The organism is Pseudomonas sp. SIMBA_068, from assembly GCF_046534705.1.
GTDB lineage: Bacteria > Pseudomonadota > Gammaproteobacteria > Pseudomonadales > Pseudomonadaceae > Aquipseudomonas > Aquipseudomonas putida.
In genome coordinates, this window is sequence record NZ_JAWRYI010000002.1 from 151,552 (window position 1) to 170,453 (window position 18,902).

The 18,902-nt window shown below is 63.3% G+C and carries 18 protein-coding genes; 10 read left to right on the forward strand and 8 right to left on the reverse strand.

Annotated features, from left to right (window positions below; genetic code table 11):
* Window positions 1–2 precede the first annotated feature (2 nt).
* From pstC to SB756_RS06760, 8 genes are all read left to right on the forward strand, one after another.
* Entirely contained in the window at window positions 3–971 is a 969-nt protein-coding gene (pstC, locus tag SB756_RS06725) for a phosphate ABC transporter permease subunit PstC (protein ID WP_016486165.1), read from the forward strand.
* Window positions 968–1,861 (forward strand): phosphate ABC transporter permease PstA, encoded by an 894-nt coding sequence (pstA, locus tag SB756_RS06730; protein WP_016486166.1) that lies wholly within the window; start codon window positions 968–970, stop codon window positions 1,859–1,861. Before pstC ends, pstA begins: the two co-directional genes overlap by 4 nt.
* A gap of 50 nt (window positions 1,862–1,911) precedes the next feature.
* A complete protein-coding gene (gene pstB / locus SB756_RS06735; RefSeq protein WP_016500238.1) occupies window positions 1,912–2,700 on the forward strand; it encodes a phosphate ABC transporter ATP-binding protein PstB in 789 nt (262 codons plus the stop codon).
* 94 nt (window positions 2,701–2,794) lie between these two features.
* Complete coding sequence (locus SB756_RS06740) at window positions 2,795–3,493, forward strand: hypothetical protein (protein ID WP_341795906.1); 699 nt, start codon at window positions 2,795–2,797, stop codon at window positions 3,491–3,493.
* Window positions 3,493–4,092, forward strand: coding sequence for a hypothetical protein (locus SB756_RS06745; protein WP_410910481.1), 600 nt, complete (start codon window positions 3,493–3,495; stop codon window positions 4,090–4,092). The genes SB756_RS06740 and SB756_RS06745 overlap by 1 nt, the downstream gene beginning before the upstream one ends.
* A 255-nt stretch (window positions 4,093–4,347) precedes the next feature.
* Complete coding sequence (locus SB756_RS06750) at window positions 4,348–5,535, forward strand: porin (protein ID WP_410910482.1); 1,188 nt, start codon at window positions 4,348–4,350, stop codon at window positions 5,533–5,535.
* 139 nt (window positions 5,536–5,674) lie between these two features.
* Window positions 5,675–6,838, forward strand: a complete 1,164-nt coding sequence (gene nosP / locus SB756_RS06755; RefSeq protein WP_063425815.1) for a nitric oxide-sensing protein NosP — start codon at window positions 5,675–5,677, stop codon at window positions 6,836–6,838.
* The gene (locus SB756_RS06760; RefSeq protein ID WP_410910483.1) at window positions 6,768–8,705 is read left to right on the forward strand and encodes a NahK/ErcS family hybrid sensor histidine kinase/response regulator; all 1,938 of its coding nucleotides are present in this window, start codon (window positions 6,768–6,770) and stop codon (window positions 8,703–8,705) included. Before nosP ends, SB756_RS06760 begins: the two co-directional genes overlap by 71 nt.
* A gap of 60 nt (window positions 8,706–8,765) precedes the next feature.
* On the opposite strand, the gene SB756_RS06765 is transcribed toward SB756_RS06760, so the two are convergent.
* The 6 genes from SB756_RS06765 to SB756_RS06790 form a co-directional block, all read right to left on the reverse strand.
* A complete protein-coding gene (locus SB756_RS06765) occupies window positions 8,766–9,431 on the reverse strand; it encodes a response regulator transcription factor (RefSeq protein WP_016500232.1) in 666 nt (221 codons plus the stop codon).
* A gap of 52 nt (window positions 9,432–9,483) precedes the next feature.
* On the reverse strand, window positions 9,484–10,032 hold the full coding sequence (locus SB756_RS06770; protein WP_410910484.1) for a PQQ-dependent catabolism-associated CXXCW motif protein: 549 nt from the start codon (window positions 10,030–10,032) through the stop codon (window positions 9,484–9,486).
* 181 nt (window positions 10,033–10,213) lie between these two features.
* Window positions 10,214–11,005 (reverse strand): ABC transporter permease, encoded by a 792-nt coding sequence (locus SB756_RS06775; RefSeq protein WP_016500230.1) that lies wholly within the window; start codon window positions 11,003–11,005, stop codon window positions 10,214–10,216.
* A complete protein-coding gene (locus tag SB756_RS06780; protein WP_063425821.1) occupies window positions 11,002–11,742 on the reverse strand; it encodes an ABC transporter ATP-binding protein in 741 nt (246 codons plus the stop codon). Before SB756_RS06780 ends, SB756_RS06775 begins: the two co-directional genes overlap by 4 nt.
* The gene (locus SB756_RS06785; protein ID WP_341795900.1) at window positions 11,739–12,728 is read right to left on the reverse strand and encodes a YVTN family beta-propeller repeat protein; all 990 of its coding nucleotides are present in this window, start codon (window positions 12,726–12,728) and stop codon (window positions 11,739–11,741) included. Before SB756_RS06785 ends, SB756_RS06780 begins: the two co-directional genes overlap by 4 nt.
* A 30-nt stretch (window positions 12,729–12,758) precedes the next feature.
* Complete coding sequence (locus SB756_RS06790) at window positions 12,759–13,952, reverse strand: ABC transporter substrate-binding protein (RefSeq protein WP_410910485.1); 1,194 nt, start codon at window positions 13,950–13,952, stop codon at window positions 12,759–12,761.
* A gap of 162 nt (window positions 13,953–14,114) precedes the next feature.
* Between SB756_RS06790 and SB756_RS06795 the strand changes: the two genes are divergently transcribed.
* The gene (locus SB756_RS06795) at window positions 14,115–15,389 is read left to right on the forward strand and encodes a HAMP domain-containing sensor histidine kinase (protein WP_341795898.1); all 1,275 of its coding nucleotides are present in this window, start codon (window positions 14,115–14,117) and stop codon (window positions 15,387–15,389) included.
* Window positions 15,389–16,054, forward strand: coding sequence for a response regulator transcription factor (locus SB756_RS06800; protein WP_341795897.1), 666 nt, complete (start codon window positions 15,389–15,391; stop codon window positions 16,052–16,054). The genes SB756_RS06795 and SB756_RS06800 overlap by 1 nt, the downstream gene beginning before the upstream one ends.
* Window positions 16,055–16,056: 2 nt before the next feature.
* Here SB756_RS06800 and SB756_RS06805 read toward each other — a convergent pair whose 3' ends face one another.
* On the reverse strand, window positions 16,057–16,716 hold the full coding sequence (locus SB756_RS06805) for a pentapeptide repeat-containing protein (protein ID WP_410910486.1): 660 nt from the start codon (window positions 16,714–16,716) through the stop codon (window positions 16,057–16,059).
* 170 nt (window positions 16,717–16,886) lie between these two features.
* A complete protein-coding gene (gene exaA / locus SB756_RS06810) occupies window positions 16,887–18,782 on the reverse strand; it encodes a quinoprotein ethanol dehydrogenase (RefSeq protein ID WP_410910487.1) in 1,896 nt (631 codons plus the stop codon).
* Window positions 18,783–18,902 lie beyond the last annotated feature (120 nt).

The following is an 18,902-nucleotide window of genomic DNA, read 5'->3' on the forward strand; positions in this document are numbered from 1 at the left end:
CCATGAACACACCCTTTGCCATACCGGATAACCCCGATTCCGCGTGCCAGCCACCGTCTGCGAAAGACTTCCTGGTCGATCGCACCTTCCGTGCGCTTGCACGCATTGGTGTGGTGCTGGTACTGGCGCTGGTCTTCGCGCTGGTCTACGAAGTGGGCCGCAAGGCACTGCCCGGCATCGAAAAGCACGGCTTTGACGTGCTGTTCGGCAGCGTCTGGGACGTCAACCAGGGCAAGTACGGTATTCTGCCAGCGATCTGGGGCACGCTTTACAGTGCCTTCATCGCCCTGTTGATCGCCGGTTTCTTCGGCGTGAGCATGGCCATTTTCCTCACCCAGGATTTCCTTCCGGCCAAGCTCGCCGCGGTGTTTCGCACCATCGTCGAACTGCTCGCCGCCATCCCCAGCGTGGTCTACGGCCTGTGGGGCATCTACGTGGTCATCCCGGCGATTCGCCCGCTGACCGCCTGGTTGAACAGCGAGCTGGGCTGGATCCCGTTTTTCGGCACCTCCCTGAGCGGGCCCGGCCTGCTGCCTGCTGCGCTGGTACTGGCGATCATGATCCTGCCGACCATCGCTGCCGTTTCCCAGGATGCGCTGACCAGCGTACCGATGAAAACCAAGCAGGCTGCCTACGGCATGGGTACTACCCACTGGGAAGCCATCCTCAAGGTGATGGTTCCATCGGCTGCTACCGGCATCTTTGGTTCGCTGGTGCTGGGCCTGGGCCGCGCGCTCGGTGAAACCATGGCACTGGCCATGCTGGTCGGCAACGCCAACACCATTTCCCTTTCCTTGTTCGCCCCGGCCAACACCCTGGCGGCGCTGCTGGCGCTGAACTTCCCGGAAGCCGGCCCGAACGAGGTCGAAGTGCTGATGTACGCGGCACTGGTCCTGATGTTCATCACTCTGCTGGTGAACGTGCTCGGCTCGATGATCATGCTCTACGCCCAGCGTGGTAACAAACAATGACTGACTTGACGACCCCTGTAGCCGCATTGCCCAGCCTGCAACGCAAGCTGGAAGGCCGTGCCCTGCGCAGCGTGCTTTTGACCACCCTGGCATGGCTCGCGGCGCTGGTGGCCAGCGTGCCGCTGATTTCCGTGCTGTACATGCTGATCACCCGCGGCGGTGCACGCCTGAGTCTGGAAGTGTTCACCGAGCTGCCGCCGACCGGCTTCGAGATGGGTGGCGGTTTTGGTAACGCCATGGCCGGTACCTTCGTCATGGTCGGCATCGCCGCCGCCATCGCGGTACCGGTCGGTATCCTGGCAGCAGTGTTCCTGGCCGAACTCGGCCCCGACAGCAAGCTGGCCAACGCCGCGCGCTTTGCCGCCAAGATGCTCACCGGCCTGCCGTCGATCCTGGCCGGGGTTTTTGCCTACGCCCTGGTGGTGATGACCACCGGTACTTACTCGGCGCCGGCTGGCGGTGTGGCCCTGGCAGTACTGATGCTGCCGATCGTGGTGCTGACCGCTGAAGAGTCGATGAAGATGGTGCCCAAGATCATGAAAGACGCCGCTTACGGCATGGGCTGCACCCGGGCCCAGGTGATCTGGAAGATCGTCCTGCCCACCGGCCTGCCGGCCATCCTCACCGGCGTCATGCTGGCCGTGGCCCGCGCCGCTGGCGAAACCGCGCCACTGCTGTTCACCGCATTGTTCAGCAACTACTGGATCTACCATGACGGCAGCCTGGCGGTCATGAACCCTACGGCCTCGCTCGCCGTACTGATTTACAACTTCTCCGGCATGCCATTCGACAACCAGCTCGAGCTCGCGTGGGCGGCCTCGCTGGTCCTGGTAATGATCGTGCTGGTAATCAACATTCTGAGCCGAGTCTTCGGCAAGCCCAAGTATTGAGAAAGGGAGCATCCCACTTGAACGTATCCACTGCGCAAAGAGCCGCTCCCATGGTCAGTGAAGCCACCCCGATCGTCATGGACTGCAAGCTGGACAAGATTTTCTACGGCAACTTCATGGCCGTGCGTGACAGCCATGTGCCGATCAGGAAGAACGAGATCACCGGCTTCATCGGGCCGTCGGGCTGCGGCAAGAGTACCGTGCTGCGTAGCCTCAACCGCATGAACGACCTGGTGAAGGGCTTCCGGTTTGAAGGCCATGTGCACTTCCTGGGCCAGGATGTCTACGGCAAGGGTGTTGACCCGGTGGTCGTGCGCCGCTACATCGGCATGGTGTTCCAGCAGCCCAACCCGTTCTCGATGAGCATCTTCGACAACGTCGCCTTTGGCCTGCGCCTGAACCGCTACAAGGGCGACCTGGGTGACCGCGTGAAGCACGCCTTGCAAGGCGCCGCGCTGTGGGACGAAGTGAAGGACAAGCTCAAGGTCAGCGGCCTGTCGCTGTCCGGCGGCCAGCAGCAGCGTCTGTGCATTGCCCGCGCCATCGCCACCGAGCCCGAAGTGCTGCTGCTGGACGAGCCATGCTCGGCACTCGACCCTATTGCCACCCGTCGCGTGGAAGAGTTGATGGTCGAGCTGAAGAAGGACTACACCATCGCCCTGGTGACCCACAACATGCAACAGGCGATTCGTGTGGCTGACACCACGGCGTTCTTCTCGGTCGATATTTCCCAGGGCAGCCGCACCGGTTACCTGGTCGAGATGGGCCCTACGGCGCAGATTTTCCAGAACCCACGCGAGCAACTGACCAGCGACTACATCAGCGGCAAGTTCAGCTGAGTCAGGCACGCCCAAGGTGGCCGGGTGTTGCAGCCAGGGAGGTTGCAGCACCCGGCCGCGTTACCTTCCGTTAAAGTGTTACCCGGGATTTCCAATGCGAGCAACGCGTCGTCTTGATCTTTCAGCGGTAGAGCGCGCACTGCGCGAGGTGCAGGGCCGCTTTGCCGAACTCAGCCGGCATTTCACCGAACCGCGGGATCCGTTTACCGACGAGGTGCTGCTGAACGTGCTTGAAGGCTACGCCCTGATTGACGACTATGTCGCTCGCGGTATCGACCTCTTCGACCTGCAACAGCTGAACCTGATGCTGGAAATCAATGCCACCGTGCTGTGCGGCAGCGACCCGGCCCGTCGCCTGGAATATGCCCCGCACCTCGCCGCAACCGAGGCGCACTTTTTCAACAACGTCGAAGGTGGCATCAAGGACTTGTACAACTGGTACTGCTCGTACCGCAGCGATTCGGTCTGGAAGCGGGCAGCCGGTGTTTATGTACGAATCCTCAGCAAGCCGCAGTTGTTCATCGAAGGCAACAACCGCACAGGTTCGCTCCTCGTCAGCTACCTGCTGATGCGTGCCGGGCTGCCGCCTTTCGTGCTGTCGCTGGAAAACGCCGAGGGTTACTTCAACCCGTCCTCGGTCATACGCAACTCCGCTAAACACGGTGTAAAGGCTTTGTACGAACTACCCAAGATCAAGAAAAAGTACGCTGCTTTCCTTGAAGAGAAGGCGCCTGAGCCCGGCAAGTTCTTCCTGAACGGCACGCCCGTGCCTGCCTGTGAGGGGCGCCGCTGATGCAACGTTACTCCATGTTCGCACGCGGGCGCCAAGCCCTTGAACGCAAGCTCAAGCGTGGCCAGGTACGCATTTCGTTCGATATCGACGACACGCTCGCCTGCCTGCCCGAGCACGCTGCTGCCGAAGACAGCAAGCTGCCGAAATTCGTCCATCGCTGGTTGGGCGAGCCCCTGCGCAGTGGCACGCGGTCGCTGATCCGCGACCTGCGCCGCCAGGGCTGCAGCATCTGGATCTATACCTCGTCGGGGCGCACCCCGGCCTACATCCGGCGCTGGCTGATGCTTTATGGCATCCATGTCGATGGTGTGGTCAACAGCGAACGGCACCAGCATATCCTGGCCCAGAACGGCCTTGAGCATTCGCCCTCGAAGTTGCCCTCGGCGTTCGATATCGACCTGCATGTCGATGATTCCGAAGGTGTGCGGCTGGAAGGCGTCGACCACGGTTTTCGCGTTGTGGTGGTGTGCCCGAAAGACGAAAACTGGGCACAGAAGGTGATGGACGCGGCGGTCGACGTGCAGGCACGGCTGGCCTGGCAGCAACCGCACCGCTATGAGATGCCCGAGCGCCAGCGCTCGCAGGCGCTTGCTTCCTGAGGGCAGTGGTCAGCGCAATCGGTATCAATGGGGCCGCAGGGCGGCCCCAGTTCGTACAGTTGTACTGATACCTGCCTGCTATTCATGCGTACACCCTAAGTCTTGCCTCCTGGCCCGACCTGGTACCGCGACCAAGTCCTCACGCCGCATTCGCTAGCCCAAAGCACCTGCCCGCCTGCCCCAAAGCAGCGTATCTGGCCATTTGGCCACTTCCGATAATCGCCTCCGACATCCAGTCCCCGTTTGGAGCGCGCCATGCACAACAACAATAAGCACCTGCCGCCTCGTTTCCTCGCAGCCGCCATCGCCAGCTTTTCTGCCCTGGGCCTGAGCGGCGTCGCCGAGGCCGAGATCATGCTGTACGACAAGGACCAGACAACGTTTTCCACCGACGGTTACATCAACGCTTTCTACGTCAACAGCAAGGTCGACCGTGAGGGCGAACAGTTCGACCGCCGTCAGTCGCGGGTGAAAATGGGCTTCTTGCCCAACTACCTCGGCTTCAACATGGGCAAGCAGGTGGATGACCTGAAGCTCGGCGCGCGTGCCTCGTTCTGGGTAACCATCAACGACAGTGAAACCAACGGCACCGACACCGCCATCGACGTGCGCCAGTTCTACGGCACCGTGGCCAACCCCACGTGGGGCGAGGTGCTGATTGGCAAGGACTTCGGGTTGTTCGCCCGCTCCAACATCCTGCTGGACGAGCTGCTGGCCGGTTATGGCCAGGTCAGCGACAAGCTGGGGCTGGTGGACGGCGGCGGGGTGTCGTTCGGCAACATCGGCAGTGGTTACCCGTACCCGTTCCCCACCTCGCAGATCACTTACCGCACGCCGGTGGTGGACGGCCTGCGGGTGGCGGTGGGCATCATGGACCCGGTAGACACCAACGACAGCAGCCCGACCGGCAAGGCGTACCAGGAAAACCCGCGCACCGAAAGCGAGATCACCTACCAGTTCGACCTGGGCGGGGCGCAGATCTACAGCTGGGTCAACGGCAGCTACCAGACCTCCGACAATACCGATTCGACGGTGGAGTCCATTACCTCCAAAGGTGTCGGCTATGGCGTTCAGGCCAAGATGGGCGGGTTGTCGCTGACTGGCTCGGGGTTCCAGGCCAAGGGCATCAACCCGTTCTTCACCAACAACGCGGGCGAACCGGTTTTGCGCAATGTCGACAGTGACGGCTACCTGCTGCAGGGCTCGTACAAGATCGGCAAGAACCGCGTGGCGCTGTCCTATGGCAAGACCAATGACGATGGCAATGGCGCGGTGGGCAGCGGGGCGGACTACGAGACCCGCGGCGTGGCGCTGTTCCATGATGTAAACGATAACCTCAAGCTGGTGGCCGAGTACAACCAGTTTTCCATCGACGGGCATGACACCAGCGCGCAGAACGAAGACACCGATACCTTTGCGGTGGGTGCGGTGTTGACCTGGTGAATCCCTGGGGCCGCAAGGCGGCCCCAAATGATGCGGGCTATTACGCCCATGGAACCGCCCACCCACTACCCAAGTAGCATTCGTCCCCCTTGCTCACCTTCGTACACTGACCCCTCAGCCACCCGCGCCGGAGACCACGATGCAGCAGGCTCAAAACGACGGTGTGGTCAGCGCCATGTCACAGGCCCCTGATGCACGGCTGGCCGCCCAGGACCTGGCGCGGCAGCTGCTGCACCCGCACCTGGGTTTCGTACTGTTCTTCTGTTCCGCCGAATACGACTTGCAAGCCTTGGGCGAAGCGTTGGAGCAGGGCTTTGGCGGTATCCGCCTGGTCGGTTGCACCAGCGCTGGCGAAATCACCCCGCTGGGCTACGGCCGCAATTGCGTCACGGCGGTGGGCTTTGATCACCGGCATTTTTCCATCGCTACCGAGCTCATCGATGAGATGGAGCACTTCAGCCTGATCGACGCGCAGCAGATGGTCGAGCGCCTGGTCGGCACCTGCCGCAGTAACACCCTGGCGCCGATCAAGGGCCACAGCTTTGCCCTGACCCTGCTCGACGGCCTGTCCAGCCGCGAGGAGATGGTGCTCGCCGCGCTCAGCGCGGCACTGGGTGACATCCCGCATTTTGGCGGTTCGGCCGGTGACGACAATTACCTGACCCGTACCCATGTGTATTTCGGTGGCGCGTTCCACAACGGTGCCGCAGTGGTGGTGCTGGTCAACACCTGGCTCGATTTCGAAGTGTTCACCACGCACCACATCCTGCCACGCCAGGAAAAACTGGTGGTAACCGGCGCCGACAGCGCCCAGCGTCGGGTCTTCGAGCTGAATGCCGAGCCTGCTGCCGAGGAGTACGCCCGGCACATCGGCGTGCCGGTGGCTGCGCTCGATTACCGGGTATTCGCCGCCCATCCGCTGGCCGTGCGCATTCATGACCAGTACTACGTGCGGGCGATCCAGCAAGTGCATCCGGACCTGAGCCTGAGTTTCTATTGCGCAGTGGAAAATGGCATCGTGCTCACCGCCATGGCCCCGGGCCCGCTGTTGCCGAACCTGCACCAGCTGTTCGACGGTTTGCACCAGCGCCTTGGCCCGCCGCTGCTGACCATCGGTTGTGATTGCTTTCTGCGGCGTCTGGAGCTGGAAGCCCATCACGGCCTGGAGCCGGTGGGTGCGTTCTTGCGCGAGCAGCGGGTGATCGGCTTCAACACCTACGGAGAACAGTTCAATGGCATGCATATCAACCAGACCTTCACCGGGGTCGCCATTGCCCGCAACCGGCCTCCTGTCGGGCGCTGAACTGCAGGCCGAGCTCAGCCGGCTGCAGCACGAAAACCACAAGTTGCAGCGGATCAACGGCGCGTTGATTGAACGCATCGAGTCGGGGGTAACGCGGGGCAACGACCCCTATGCGGCGTTCCAGCATTCGGTGGTGCTGGCCGAGCAGGTGCGTGAACGCACCGATGCCCTGAACCAGGCCATGGCTGAGCTCAAGGCCGTCAACCGGCTGCTAAGCGAAGCCCGACAGCGGGCCGAGACCGCCCACCAACACCAGATTCGCCTGATTACCGACAATGTCCCGGCGCTGATCGCTTACCTGAATGCCGATCTGGTCTACGAATTCACCAACAAGGTTTATGAAGAATGGTATTGCTGGCCGCACGGCGTGATGCTGGGCCAGAGCCTGCGCGAGGCCCACAGCGAGCAGCATTACCAGCGCCTGGAAGCCTATGTGGCGCGGGCGTTGGCAGGGGAGAGTGTCACCTTCGAATTTGCCGAAACCAACATCAATGGCCAGGAGCGCTACATGCTGCGCTCCTACGTACCGAACCGCCTGGCCAATGGCGACGTGGTGGGTATCTTCGTATTGATCCGCGACATCACCGAGCGCCGCAATACCGCCCAGGCGCTGCACCAGGCCTATCAACACCTGGAGCAACGGGTGCGCGAACGCACCGCTGAACTGACCAGCCTCAACGACCAGTTGCTGCGTGAGATAGAGGAGCGCAGCCAGGCCGAGTCGCGCCTGCGCGAGGCCAAGCGCGAGGCCGAACAGGCCAACCTGTCGAAAACCAAATTCCTCGCTGCGGTCAGCCACGACCTGCTGCAACCGCTGAACGCGGCGCGGCTGTTCACCAGCGCGCTGCTCGAGCGCCGCGAGCCGAAAGACAATGCCCACCTCATTCGAAATGTCAGCAACTCGCTGGAGGATGTAGAGAACCTGCTAGGCACCCTGGTGGATATATCCAAGCTCGATGCCGGGGTGATCAAGGCCGATGTCGCCCCGTTCGCCCTCAGCGAACTGATGGACAACCTGGCTGCCGAATACGCCGAAGTGGCGCGCAGCGAAGGGCTTGAACTGCATTTTGTGGGCTGTTCGGCGGTGGTGCGCAGTGACATCCAGCTGCTGGCGCGGATCCTGCGCAACCTGCTCAGCAATGCCATCCGCTACACCCACAGCGGGCGCGTTGTGTTGGGTTGTCGGCGCCAGCGTGGCGGCCTGCGGATCGAAGTGTGGGACAGCGGTATCGGCATTGCCGAAGAGCACCTGGAAGACATGTTCCAGGAATTCAAGCGCGGTGATGTCCAGCGCCCGGACCAGGACCGCGGGTTGGGTTTGGGCCTGGCGATCGTGGAAAAGATCGCCGGCATCCTCGGCCACCGGATCCGGGTGCGTTCATGGCTCGGCAAAGGTTCGGTGTTCGCCGTCGAAGTGCCGCTGAGCGCCACCGCGCCCAAGGCCCAGCCAAGCCCGGTGAGCTGCGAGCCGATGCTCGAACGCTTGCGTGGGGCGCGGGTGTGGGTGCTGGATAACGATGCGGCGATCTGCGCCGGCATGCGCACCCTGCTGGAGGGCTGGGGCTGCCAGGTGGTCACGGCGCTGTCGGAGGAAGACCTGGCGCGCCAGGTGGACAATTACCACGCCGAGGCCGACCTGCTGATTGCCGACTATCACCTGGACAACGACTGCAATGGTGTCGACGCCGTGGCGCGGATCAATGCCCGCCGCGCCCAGCCGCTGCCAGCGCTGATGATCACCGCCAACTACAGCAACGACCTCAAGCAGCAGATCCGCGAGCTGGGCCATACCCTGATGCACAAACCGGTGCGGCCGATGAAGCTCAAGACTGCGATGAGCCACTTGTTGGCCAGCAGCATGACATAGCCGCTGGCCTCTTCGCGGGCTCTGTGGGAGCGGGTTCACCCGCGAATAGGCCCGAACAGGTCAGCGCCGCAAGTAATCAGCAAAATCGATATCGCCGGCACTCAGGATCGCCTGCACCCGATTATGCACGTTCAACTTACGCAAGATCGCCGACACGTGCGCCTTCACTGTGGTTTCGGCGATATCCAGCGTATAGGCGATCTGCTTGTTCGATTCGCCCTTGGTCATGCGCTCAAGCACCAGCAGCTGCTTGCGGGTCAGCGCCTGGAGCATTTCCGGCGGGAAGCTTGGGGTATCGTTGTGGCGCCGGCTGGTGCTGCTTTTTTGCGCACGGATGATGTCGGGTGGCAGGTAGACATTGCCATTGAGGATCTGCTCGATCGCTTCGATCATCTGTGAGCGTGGCGAGGACTTGGTGATGAAGCCCACGGCACCGTAGGTGATGGCCTGCAACACGATCTGCTTTTCCTGCTCGGCCGAAACGATCACTACCGGCGTGGTCGGCGCCTCGTTGCGCAGGGTGATCAGGCCATTGAGGCCGTGCATGCCGGGCATGTTCAGGTCGAGCAGGATCAGGTCGAGGTCGTCGTGCGCCTGGGTCAATGCCAGGGCGCTGTCCAGGTCGGCAGTCTCCATGACCTCGCTGCCTTGAAAGCCATCGCTGATGACGTTGTGGATGGCTTCGCGAAACAGGGGGTGATCGTCGGCAATCAGAATTTTGTACATGGCCTTTTCACCTTGTTTTTATTGGATGGGCACGCGTTCGCAGGCAAGTGTTTCAGGGGAAGGGCACGGGTTGCGCCGGCTGCAGCGGCAGGTTGGCTTGCTGCCAGGCGTCCAGGCCATCGCGGTACCAGTACAGGTTGTTATAGCCCAGGGCCTTGGCGCGTTTTACCGCGTTCCAGCTTAACCAGCAATCGGAGCGGCAGTAGAAGACCAGCGGTTGCTCTGACTGCCCGGCGGTGGCTTTTTGCAGGTTACGTATGAAGTAGTCCTGCCAGGCCGGGCTCAGTTCGCCGTCGCCGGTGTTGGCCAGCCACAGGCTGCCGGGAAGGTTGCTGTGCGGTTCGTCTTCGATGAAGCGGCCTTGCAGCCATTGCCGGCGATAGACGTCAACCAGCACCGGCCTGGGAGTCTGCCCCAGCAGGCGTTGCAGCGTGGCGGTGTCGATGACCTGGCCACCTTCGACCTGTTGCGGGGTCGGGCTGCGATAGAGGGTGGTGCGATAGCCTTCGGCGGAGAACAGCGGCGTGGTGTCGGCGCAGGCGACGCCCAGCGAGAGGCTCAGCGAAAGGGCAGCCAACAAAGGGCGCAGGGCACGTGGCATGGTTTTATCCTTTTTGTTATAGGCCCATTACATGCCAGTGGCGGTGCGTTGTGAATGCGACGATTAGACAGCAAAGGCAGTACTAAAGTAGTAGAAGCCCGGGCGCTGAAAGGAATGTAGCTAGCCCAATCGCGACACAAGGCCGCTCCCACAAGAACAGCGCACTCACAGGCCTGGTTAATCAGCGGGGCTTGCGCAGCGCCGCATGCTGGGGGTTGAAGGTGAGTATCGCCAGCAGGGTAAACAACGCGGTCAACCCCAGGCACACCGCCAGCGCCAACAGGTTCAACCGCTCATACAGCGCAAACCGCACCAGTTCCACGGCATGGGTGAACGGGTTCACAGCACACAGCCAGTACAACCACTGGCTGGCCTCGCGCATCTTCCACAGCGGGTACAACGCCGAAGACAGGAAAAACAGCGGAAAAATCACGAAATTCATCACCCCGGCAAAATTCTCCAGTTGGCGGATCGCGTTCGACAGCAACAGACCCAGGGCGCTGAGCATGAACGCCACCAGCAGCATTGCCGGCAGCGCCAGCAGCAAGCCCGCAGCCGGTGGCTGCACGCCGTAGAGCCAGGCGATGGCGAGGAAGGCATAGACTTGCAGCAGGGAAATCAACGACGTCGCCAACAGTTTGCTGCCCAGCAGGAAAGGCCGCGGCAATGGGCTGGTCAAGAGCACGCGCATGCTGCCCATCTCGCGGTCATAGACCATCGACAGCGAGCCCTGCATGCCGTTGAACAGCAGAATCATGCAGGCCAGCCCCGGAATGATATACACCTCGTAAGGGATATAGGTGTCGTAGGGCTCGATGATGGCAATGCCCAGCGCCGCGCGAAACCCTGCGGCGAACACCAGCAACCACAGCAACGGGCGCACCAGGGCACTGAGCAGGCGCGTGCGCTGCAACACGAAGCGCAGCCATTCGCGCAGCATGATGCCGTTGAAACATTGCCAGTAAGCGTTCATCGGGCGTCGGCTCCTGAGTGGGCGTTGGTCAGCCTGGCAAAGGCGTTGTCGAGGTCGCCGCCGTGCTCCAGGCTCAGCGCATCGGCGGTGCCACTGGCCACCAGGCGACCCTGATGCAGAATCAGCAAGTCATCGCTGGGCTGCACTTCGTCCAGCAGGTGGGTGGTCCACAGCACACTGAGCTGCTGCTCGCGGCACAGCCCGCGCAGGTGCTGGTTGAGCGCCAGTCGGCTGGCGGGGTCAAGGCCGACGCTGGCTTCGTCGAGCAGCAGCAGGCGCGGTTCATGCAGCAGCGCGCGGGCAATTTCCACCCGGCGCCGATGGCCGATGTTCAGCTCGCGTACACGATCGCGCCTGCGTTCGCCAAGGCCCTGGCGGGCCAGTTCGGCTTCCACCCGCAGGTCGCTCTGGCGCCGCGACAGGCCATGCAGCGCGGCGTGGTAGCGCAGGTTCTGTTCAACGCTCAGGTCCAGGTCCAGGGTGCTTTGCTGAAACACCACGCCCAACTGGCGCAACGCCGGGCGTGCAGCGTTGCGCAGAGAGCAGCCGCTTACGCGGATGTCGCCGTGCTGCAGGTCGTAAAGGCGGGTAAGCAGGGCGATCAAGGTCGACTTGCCGGCGCCATTGGGACCCAGCAGTGCGGCGAAGCGCCCGGGCGCCAGGCTGAAACCCACCTGCTTGAGGGCTTCGCGCTGGCCGTAGGCGAAGCTCACATCACTGACGTCGAGGGCATTCATGGTGTTACCACCACGCCCCAGGGGTAGCGCCCCACCTTCACCGACTTGAGCACTTTGAGGGACTTCGCGTCGATCACCGAAACGTCGCCGCTGACCCCGTTGGTGGCCAGCAACTGGCTCTGGTCCGGGGTGAACGCCAGCTGCCAGACCCGCCGCCCGACCAGCAGGTAGTCGAGCACATCCAAGGTCTTGGCATCGATAACCGCCACATGGTTGGCCGGGCCCAGCGCGACGAAAGCGTACTTGCCGTCGGCGCTGAGCTTGATGCCCACCGGCTGGACTTTGTCCGGGTGCACGCCCTTGATCTGGAAATTCAGGGTTTTCAATACCTGGCGCGTGGTCACGTCGAGGATGGTCACCGTGCCACCGATTTCCGCCGAGGCCCACAGCCGTGAACCGTCCTTGTCGAACTCGACGAAACGCGGCCGCTGGTCGACCAGGGTGCTGTCGGCCAGGGTCTGGGTGCTGGTGTCGATCCAGTGCAGCATGTTGGTGGTTTCACTGGTGTTGACGGCCCACTTGCCGTCGGGGCTCACCGCCATGCCTTCGGGCTCGATACCGACGTCGATCTGCCCGAGCACCTTGTCGGTGACGGTGTCGATCACCGTCACCAGCGCATCGTCCTCGTTGGACACGTACAGCCAGCGGTCGTTGGGGTGCAGGGCGAACTGCTCGGGGTCCTTGCCAGAGGGCAGCTCCTTGATGATCTTGCGGGTGGCCACGTCCATCACCTGCACCCGGTCCGAATCGCTGGCGCAGATGTACAGCAGCTTGTTGTCGTGTGACAGCAGCAAGCCGCGCGGGCGCTGGCCCACCGGCAAGGTTTCGGTGACTTCCAGCGTTTGCATGTCGATCAGGCTGAGGCTGTTGTCCTTTTCGTTGGAGACCCAGGCAGTGGCGGCCATGGCGTGCCCGCAGGCCAGCGCCAGGGCGCCCGACAGCAGGCTGGGGTAAAGCAGGGCCCGGTGGAAGAGGGGGCGGCGCATGGCGAATTCCTTATTGTTGTGGTTATCGGATCAGGGGTAGCTGCAGGTCACTTCGGGCTTGTCGTAGCCCAGGCTGTCCATTTCGTTGAAAGGGTGCAGGAAGCCCTCCTGCGGCGAAGTGCTGACCAGGGCGCGCGGCTGCACCAGCGGGATTGGCTGGCGCAGTTCGCCATTCCACGGGCGGTAGCTGAGCTTGCGGCCCTTGAAACCATCCAGTGGCAGCTGTTCGCTGAGCAGCAGTTGTTGTAGCGCGCGGGGTTCGGCCTGGCGCAGCTTGCTGGCTGCGCTGGCAATGCTGCGCACGGCCATCCAGGCGGCAAAGTCGCGGTCATTCATCCAGCGCCCGGCCTGGGCCTCGAAGCGTTTTTGCAGCTGCGCTGCGCCAAAGGTTTCCACGGTCTTGTGCCAGCCGGTGGGGGTCAGGCCCTGGGTGCCGGCCACGGGGCGGGGGTACCAGGTCTGGTAGGGCAGGTACTCGCCAAAGTCGCCGCGCTCGTCGGCCACCAGCACCACGTCGTATTCGGCGGTTTGGGTGAACAGCGGCATGTCGGCCTGGGCGCTGCGGCGCTGGTCGTTGTCGAAGGTCCAGGTCTTCTCCGCTACCAATTGCACGCCAAAGCGCTTCACCGAACGGCGCAGGGCGGCGGCGTAGGCCTGGTCGTCTTCGGTCTGGCCAACCACCAGCAGCGCCCGCTGCCACTTGCGCAGCACCAGGAATTGCACCAGCGCATCGGCCAGCATGGCCCGCCCCGGCAGGCTGTGCAGCACATTGCCCAGGCACTGGCTGCTGCGCAGGCTGTCGTCGGGGCTGCCGGCGTTGAACAGCAGGCTGTCGGGCAGGGCGGCAGACAAAGCGCGCAGGCTGGCGGCCGGGGCATTCACCACAAACAGCCGCAGGCCTTGCTCGTGCTGTGCCTTTGCCGCCTGCAGCAGCGCCTCGGGGCTGTCGACCGTGGCGTTGCTCAGCTGGAACTGCTGCTTCAAGAAGCGCCCGGTGCTGTTACTGTCGACAATCGCCAGCTCGGCACCTTGCCGCCCGGCGTCGGCAGGCTCTGAAATGACATTGGACAGCAGCGGGCCGGGGTCGGGCCGATAGCCCAGGTAGCCGATGCGCACTTGCAGTGGTGCTGCGGGTTGGCCCTGAGCGGCGGGCGCCAGGGGCGCAGACAGCGTCGCGGCCAGGGCCAACAGGCAGGTCAGGGCAAGGTGGGCAGGCTGGCGCATAACACACTCCACGGCAGATGGCGCCAGCATAGGAAGCCCGCCGAGAGGAGGAAATATGCAGAAAGTAGCGCTAGCCCGGTACCAAGGTAGTAATTCGGCGCGGGTGCTGCGGCTTTAGGATGGGGAGCACGATGGGCCACGACGCCCCGAGGAGAATCGCCTGTGCGCCTTGTCAACCTGTCGGCCCTGTGGCGGATCAACCTGTGGGTCACGTTCTGTTTCGCTTTGGTGGCGCTAGCCTGTGCCGGCGTGTTGTTGCACCAGGCGATAGCTGATGTAGAGCGTGAGTTGCAGTCTGCCGAAGCGGTGGTGGCGTATCTCGGTGACACTGCCGAACGCGACCCGGCAAGCCTGCAACCCCGGCTGACCCAGAGCCTGCGCCATGTGCGGGTGCACTGGCTGGCGCCGGGTGAAGCGCCGCGGTTACCGCCGCAGACCGGGCTGGATGCCTGGCTGGGCCACCAGCTGTTTGGCGAGCGCCCCAGCAGCAGTCGGCTGCTGGAGCTGAATGACGGGCGCCGGGTGTTGATTGCGGTCGATCCGCGGGATGAGATCGACGAAGTCTGGGACTCTCTGCAGCAACTGCTTGGCCTGTGTGGCCTGGCCTTGCTGTTGAGCTTGCTGACCATTCGCTGGGCGGTACGGCGGGCCATGGGCTTGCTGGATGAGCTGCTGTGCGCCTTGCGCCAGGTTTCGGGCGGGCAGTTGACTGCGCGCTTGCGCGAGGCGGGCCTGCCGGAGGCGCGCCAGCTGGCGGCTTACTTCAACCATATGACCGCGACGCTGGAGCAGGCCAGGGGCGACAATGCGCAGCTGACCCAGGCACTGCTGGCGGCACAGGAGCATGAGCGTACCCAGCTGGCGCAGGCGCTGCACGACGACCTGGGGCAATACCTGGCAGGTATTCGTGCCCAGCTCTGTCTGTTGCGTATGGTGGCCGAGCAACCTGCGGTGGTGACACAGACGGCGCACGACCTCGAACTCAATTGCGAGCGCCTCCAGCACGGTTTTCGCGCCTTGGTGCACAACCTGTATCCGGTGGCGCTGCACTACATGCCGCTGGCCGAGGCGTTCGGCCTGCTGGTGAGCCAGTGGCAGGCCAGCCAGGGCATCGAATGCCGGCTGCGGGTTGGCGAGCACTTGCCGGCGCTGCCCGGGGCGAGCAGAACGCACCTGTACCGTTTGCTGCAAGAGGCACTGACCAACGTCGCCCGGCATGCCGGCGCAAGCCAGGTGCGGGTGCGCCTGCAGCGCAGTGCCAAGGGTTTGCGCCTGTTCATTCGCGACAATGGCCGCGGTGCGCACCCGCCCCATCGCCCAGGGGTAGGCCTGCACTCGATGGCCGAGCGTGCGCGCAGCCTTGGGGGGGAGTTGCGCATCTTGAGCCGCCCGGGTGGCGGCTGGGCGCTGGCCCTGAACATTCCCAAGGAGGTGTGATGAATATCGTATTGGTCGATGACCATGCTGTGGTCCGCCAGGGCTATGCCAGCCTGCTGCGCACGGTATTGCCGGCGATGCAGGTGCGTGAGGCCGCCAGTGGTGAAGAGGCCTTGGCCCGGGTACAGGAGCAAGTACCGAACCTGGTGATCATGGACTTTGGCCTGCCGGGTATCAGCGGCCTGGAAACCACCCGCCGCCTGCGCCAGCGCCTGCCTCAGCTACGGGTGCTGTTTTTCAGCATGCACGACGAGCTGCCGCTGGTGCGCCAGGCGCTGGAGGCGGGGGCCTCGGGCTACCTGACCAAGAACTCGGCGCCCGAGGTGTTGATCGAGGCCGTGCAGCGCGTGTTGGCCGGGCACGCCTACATCGAACAACCCTTGGCTACCCAGTTGGCGTGCACGTCACAGCAAAGCACCAGTGACCCGCGCTTGCAGCGCATGACCCAGCGTGAACTGGAGATTTTCACCATGCTGGCCAAAGGTACGCCGATGCGGGTGATTGCCGAGCAGCTGTGCATCAGCGCCAAGACTGTGTCCAATCATCTGACCTTGCTCAAGAGCAAGTTGCAGGTCAGTTCGCATGCCGAGCTGGTGCACCTGGGCATCAACCTGGGGGTGGTGAAGGTGGCGGGGCGAGGTTTGTCAGCGGCCCCTGCTAACTGAACTCATTTGTCCCATGTATCCGGGCACCCCTTGCACCCCTCCATGTTGGCCTCCTGGAAATTCCCGTAATGCTGCCGCGCCCCGCGCAAATCGGCACGCGCAAGGTTGCTCTGGCTAAACTTGGCCTCTTGCAGGTTGGCATCGCTCAGGTTGGCCCCTTGCAAATCAGCCTTGCTCAGCCACGCCATCTCCAGGTCCGCCGCCTGCAAGTTGGCCTGCTGCAGCTTCGCCCCGGACAGCCTGGCGAACTGCAAGTAGGCTGCACTGAGGTCGGCCTTTGCAAACTGTGCCCCTTGGGCGAACAAGCCCCAGCCCTGAATGGCCACCAGCTTGCTGTTGCTCAGGTCAGCCACACGCAGGTTGCTCTGTTGCAGGCTGGCACGGGTCAGGTTGGCGCCCTGCAGGCGGGCTTTTTCCAGGTTGGCCAGGTCCAGCCGGGCATGGCGCAGGTCGGCATCACGCAGGTCGGCGCCGGCCAGGTTCATCTTGCGCAGGTCCTGGTTGGCCAGCTTGGCACCGCGCAGGTTGGCCCCCTGGCACTGGCTGGCTTCGGCAATGACGCAGCCGTTGATGGTCAAGGGGGCATCGTTGCCATCGTCGTCGGCACTCACGGCCAAGGCAGGGGACAGTACCAACAGCAAGGCAAATGGCAGGTAGTTCATGGTGAAAGGCTCTCAGTTGGAACAGGGCATTTGCGGGGTCGCGCGGCCCATCGCCGGCAAGCCAGCTCCTACAGGGACTGCACAGCCCTTGAGATCTGCACCGTAGTGTGGGAGCTGGCTTGCCGGCGATGGGCTGCAAAGCAGCCCCAGTAACGCTTTACCTCAGGCAGTCAACGCTGCGCAGTCTTGTTGTCCCAGCTCGGGATCTTGAACACCCAGAACGAGCCGCCCTGAGCCACCGGCTTGGTCAGCTCGGCCATGTCGCCGCCCCACAGCGGCACGGCGCCGCCGTAGCCCACGGTCACGCCGATGTACTGCTCGCCGTCCTGCTCCCAGGTGATAGGCGGCGAGACGATGCCGCTGCCGGTCTGGAACTTCCAAAGCTCCTTGCCCGTCTTGGCGTCGAAGGCCTTGAAGAAGCCGTCGCCAGTGCCGGTGAACACCAGGTTGCCCTTGGTTGCCAGTACGCCTGCCCAAAGCGGCAGGTGCTCCTTGTGCTCCCACACCAGCTTGCCGGTGGTCGGGTCCATGGCGCGCAAGGTGCCGACATGGTCGTCGTACATGCGCTTGATCCGGAAGCCCATGCCCAGGTACGCCGAACCCTTCTTGTAGTTCACTTCCTCGGTCCAGTATTCCTCTTTCCACTGGTTGCCCGGGATGTAGAACAGACCGGTGTCCTGGCTGTAGGCCATCGGGTTCCAGTTCTTGCCACCCAGGAACGGCGGCGAGACTTCCACCGGCTTGCCCTTGGTTTCACCCGGCAGCGGCTTGGCCGGGCGTTGGCCGGGGTTTTCAACCGGGCGCCCGGTCTTCAGGTCGATATGGCTGGCCCAGGTGATGTTGTCGACGAAGGGGAAGGCGTTCTGCAGCTTGCCGTTGTTGCGGTCCACCACGTAGAAGAAGCCGTTGCGGTCGGCGTGCCCGGTGGCCTTGACCACCTTGCCGTCCTTGTCCTTGTAGTCGAACAGTACCAGCTCGTTGTTGCCGGAGAAGTCCCAAGCATCGTTGGGGGTGTGCTGGTAGAACCACTTGACCTCGCCGGTGCTGGGGTCGACACCGACCTGGCCCGAGGTGTAGAGGCTGTCGTAGTCGTGGGGGTTGCCATCTTTGGAGGTGCGCGCCCAGGTGTTCCAGGGGCCAGGGTTGCCAGCGCCGACGATGATGGTGTTGGTCTCGGCATCGAAGCTGGCGCTCTGCCAAGGGGCGCCGCCGCCGTGGCTCCAGGCTTCCACCTTGCCGGTTTCGGTGGTTGGGTCGTCTGGCCAGGATGGCGCCTTGACGTCGCCGGTGGGGGTGCTGTCCTTGCCGTTCAGGCGGCCCATGTGGCCTTCGACGAAGGGCCGCATCCATACCTCTTCGCCAGTGTCCGGGTCACGGGCGAACAGCTGGCCGACAACGCCGAATTCATCGCCCGAGCTGCCATGGATCAGCAGCACCTTGCCGCTGGTCTTGTCCTTGATCAGCACCGGGGCGCCGGTCATGGTGTAGCCGGCGCTGTGGTCGCCGAACTTCTTGTTCCACACGACTTTGCCAGTGTGCTTGTCGAGGGCGATGAGCCGCGCGTCCAGGGTGCCGAAGTAGATCTTGTCGCCGAAGATGGCCGCCCCGCGGTTGACCACGTCGCAGCACGGGCGAATGTTGTCGGGCAGGCGGTGGTTGTAGGTCCACAGGCGTTTGCCGGTCTTGGCATCGAGGGCAAACACCCGCGAGTACGAGCCGGTGACGTAGACCACGCCGTCGCTGACGATGGCCTGGGATTCCTGGCCGCGCTGCTTCTCGTCGCCGAAGGAGTACGACCAGGCCGGAGTCAGCTTGAAAACGTTCTGGTCATTGACCTGGGCCAGCGGGCTCCAGCGCTGGGCATTGGTGCCCATGCCGTACTGCAGCACGTCCTTGGTGGTCAGGTGGTCGTTGGCGATGTCTTCCCAGGTGACGCTCTTGCCGGCAGGTGCAGAAGGTGCAGTGGCCGCTGTTGCCACATTGCCCAGGGCCAGGCCACCGGCCAGTAGCAGGACGCGCACGCTCAGGGCCAGAGGGGAAAGGGCGGGTAGCGATCTTATTGTCATGGTTGCAGTTCCCAGTGGAGGTTTTGGCCTGCACAGGGTGGGGCGGGGGAGCTGTCGCGGGATACGGAAAAAGTCCCGCCCTTGCCGGGAATAGTTCCCGAACGGCACCTCAATTGGCCC

Bases quoted from the DNA above. Each gene is read 5' to 3' on its own strand.
- pstC (WP_016486165.1), top strand. From the start codon at position 3: ATGAACACACCCTTTGCCATACCGGATAACCCCGATTCCGCGTGCCAG.
- pstA (WP_016486166.1), top strand. From the start codon at position 968: ATGACTGACTTGACGACCCCTGTAGCCGCATTGCCCAGCCTGCAACGC.
- pstB (WP_016500238.1), top strand. From the start codon at position 1,912: ATGGTCAGTGAAGCCACCCCGATCGTCATGGACTGCAAGCTGGACAAG.
- SB756_RS06740 (WP_341795906.1), top strand. From the start codon at position 2,795: ATGCGAGCAACGCGTCGTCTTGATCTTTCAGCGGTAGAGCGCGCACTG.
- SB756_RS06745 (WP_410910481.1), top strand. From the start codon at position 3,493: ATGCAACGTTACTCCATGTTCGCACGCGGGCGCCAAGCCCTTGAACGC.
- SB756_RS06750 (WP_410910482.1), top strand. From the start codon at position 4,348: ATGCACAACAACAATAAGCACCTGCCGCCTCGTTTCCTCGCAGCCGCC.
- nosP (WP_063425815.1), top strand. From the start codon at position 5,675: ATGCAGCAGGCTCAAAACGACGGTGTGGTCAGCGCCATGTCACAGGCC.
- SB756_RS06760 (WP_410910483.1), top strand. From the start codon at position 6,768: ATGGCATGCATATCAACCAGACCTTCACCGGGGTCGCCATTGCCCGCA.
- SB756_RS06765 (WP_016500232.1), bottom strand. From the start codon at position 9,431: ATGTACAAAATTCTGATTGCCGACGATCACCCCCTGTTTCGCGAAGCC.
- SB756_RS06770 (WP_410910484.1), bottom strand. From the start codon at position 10,032: ATGCCACGTGCCCTGCGCCCTTTGTTGGCTGCCCTTTCGCTGAGCCTC.
- SB756_RS06775 (WP_016500230.1), bottom strand. From the start codon at position 11,005: ATGAACGCTTACTGGCAATGTTTCAACGGCATCATGCTGCGCGAATGG.
- SB756_RS06780 (WP_063425821.1), bottom strand. From the start codon at position 11,742: ATGAATGCCCTCGACGTCAGTGATGTGAGCTTCGCCTACGGCCAGCGC.
- SB756_RS06785 (WP_341795900.1), bottom strand. From the start codon at position 12,728: ATGCGCCGCCCCCTCTTCCACCGGGCCCTGCTTTACCCCAGCCTGCTG.
- SB756_RS06790 (WP_410910485.1), bottom strand. From the start codon at position 13,952: ATGCGCCAGCCTGCCCACCTTGCCCTGACCTGCCTGTTGGCCCTGGCC.
- SB756_RS06800 (WP_341795897.1), top strand. From the start codon at position 15,389: ATGAATATCGTATTGGTCGATGACCATGCTGTGGTCCGCCAGGGCTAT.
- SB756_RS06805 (WP_410910486.1), bottom strand. From the start codon at position 16,716: ATGAACTACCTGCCATTTGCCTTGCTGTTGGTACTGTCCCCTGCCTTG.
- exaA (WP_410910487.1), bottom strand. From the start codon at position 18,782: ATGACAATAAGATCGCTACCCGCCCTTTCCCCTCTGGCCCTGAGCGTG.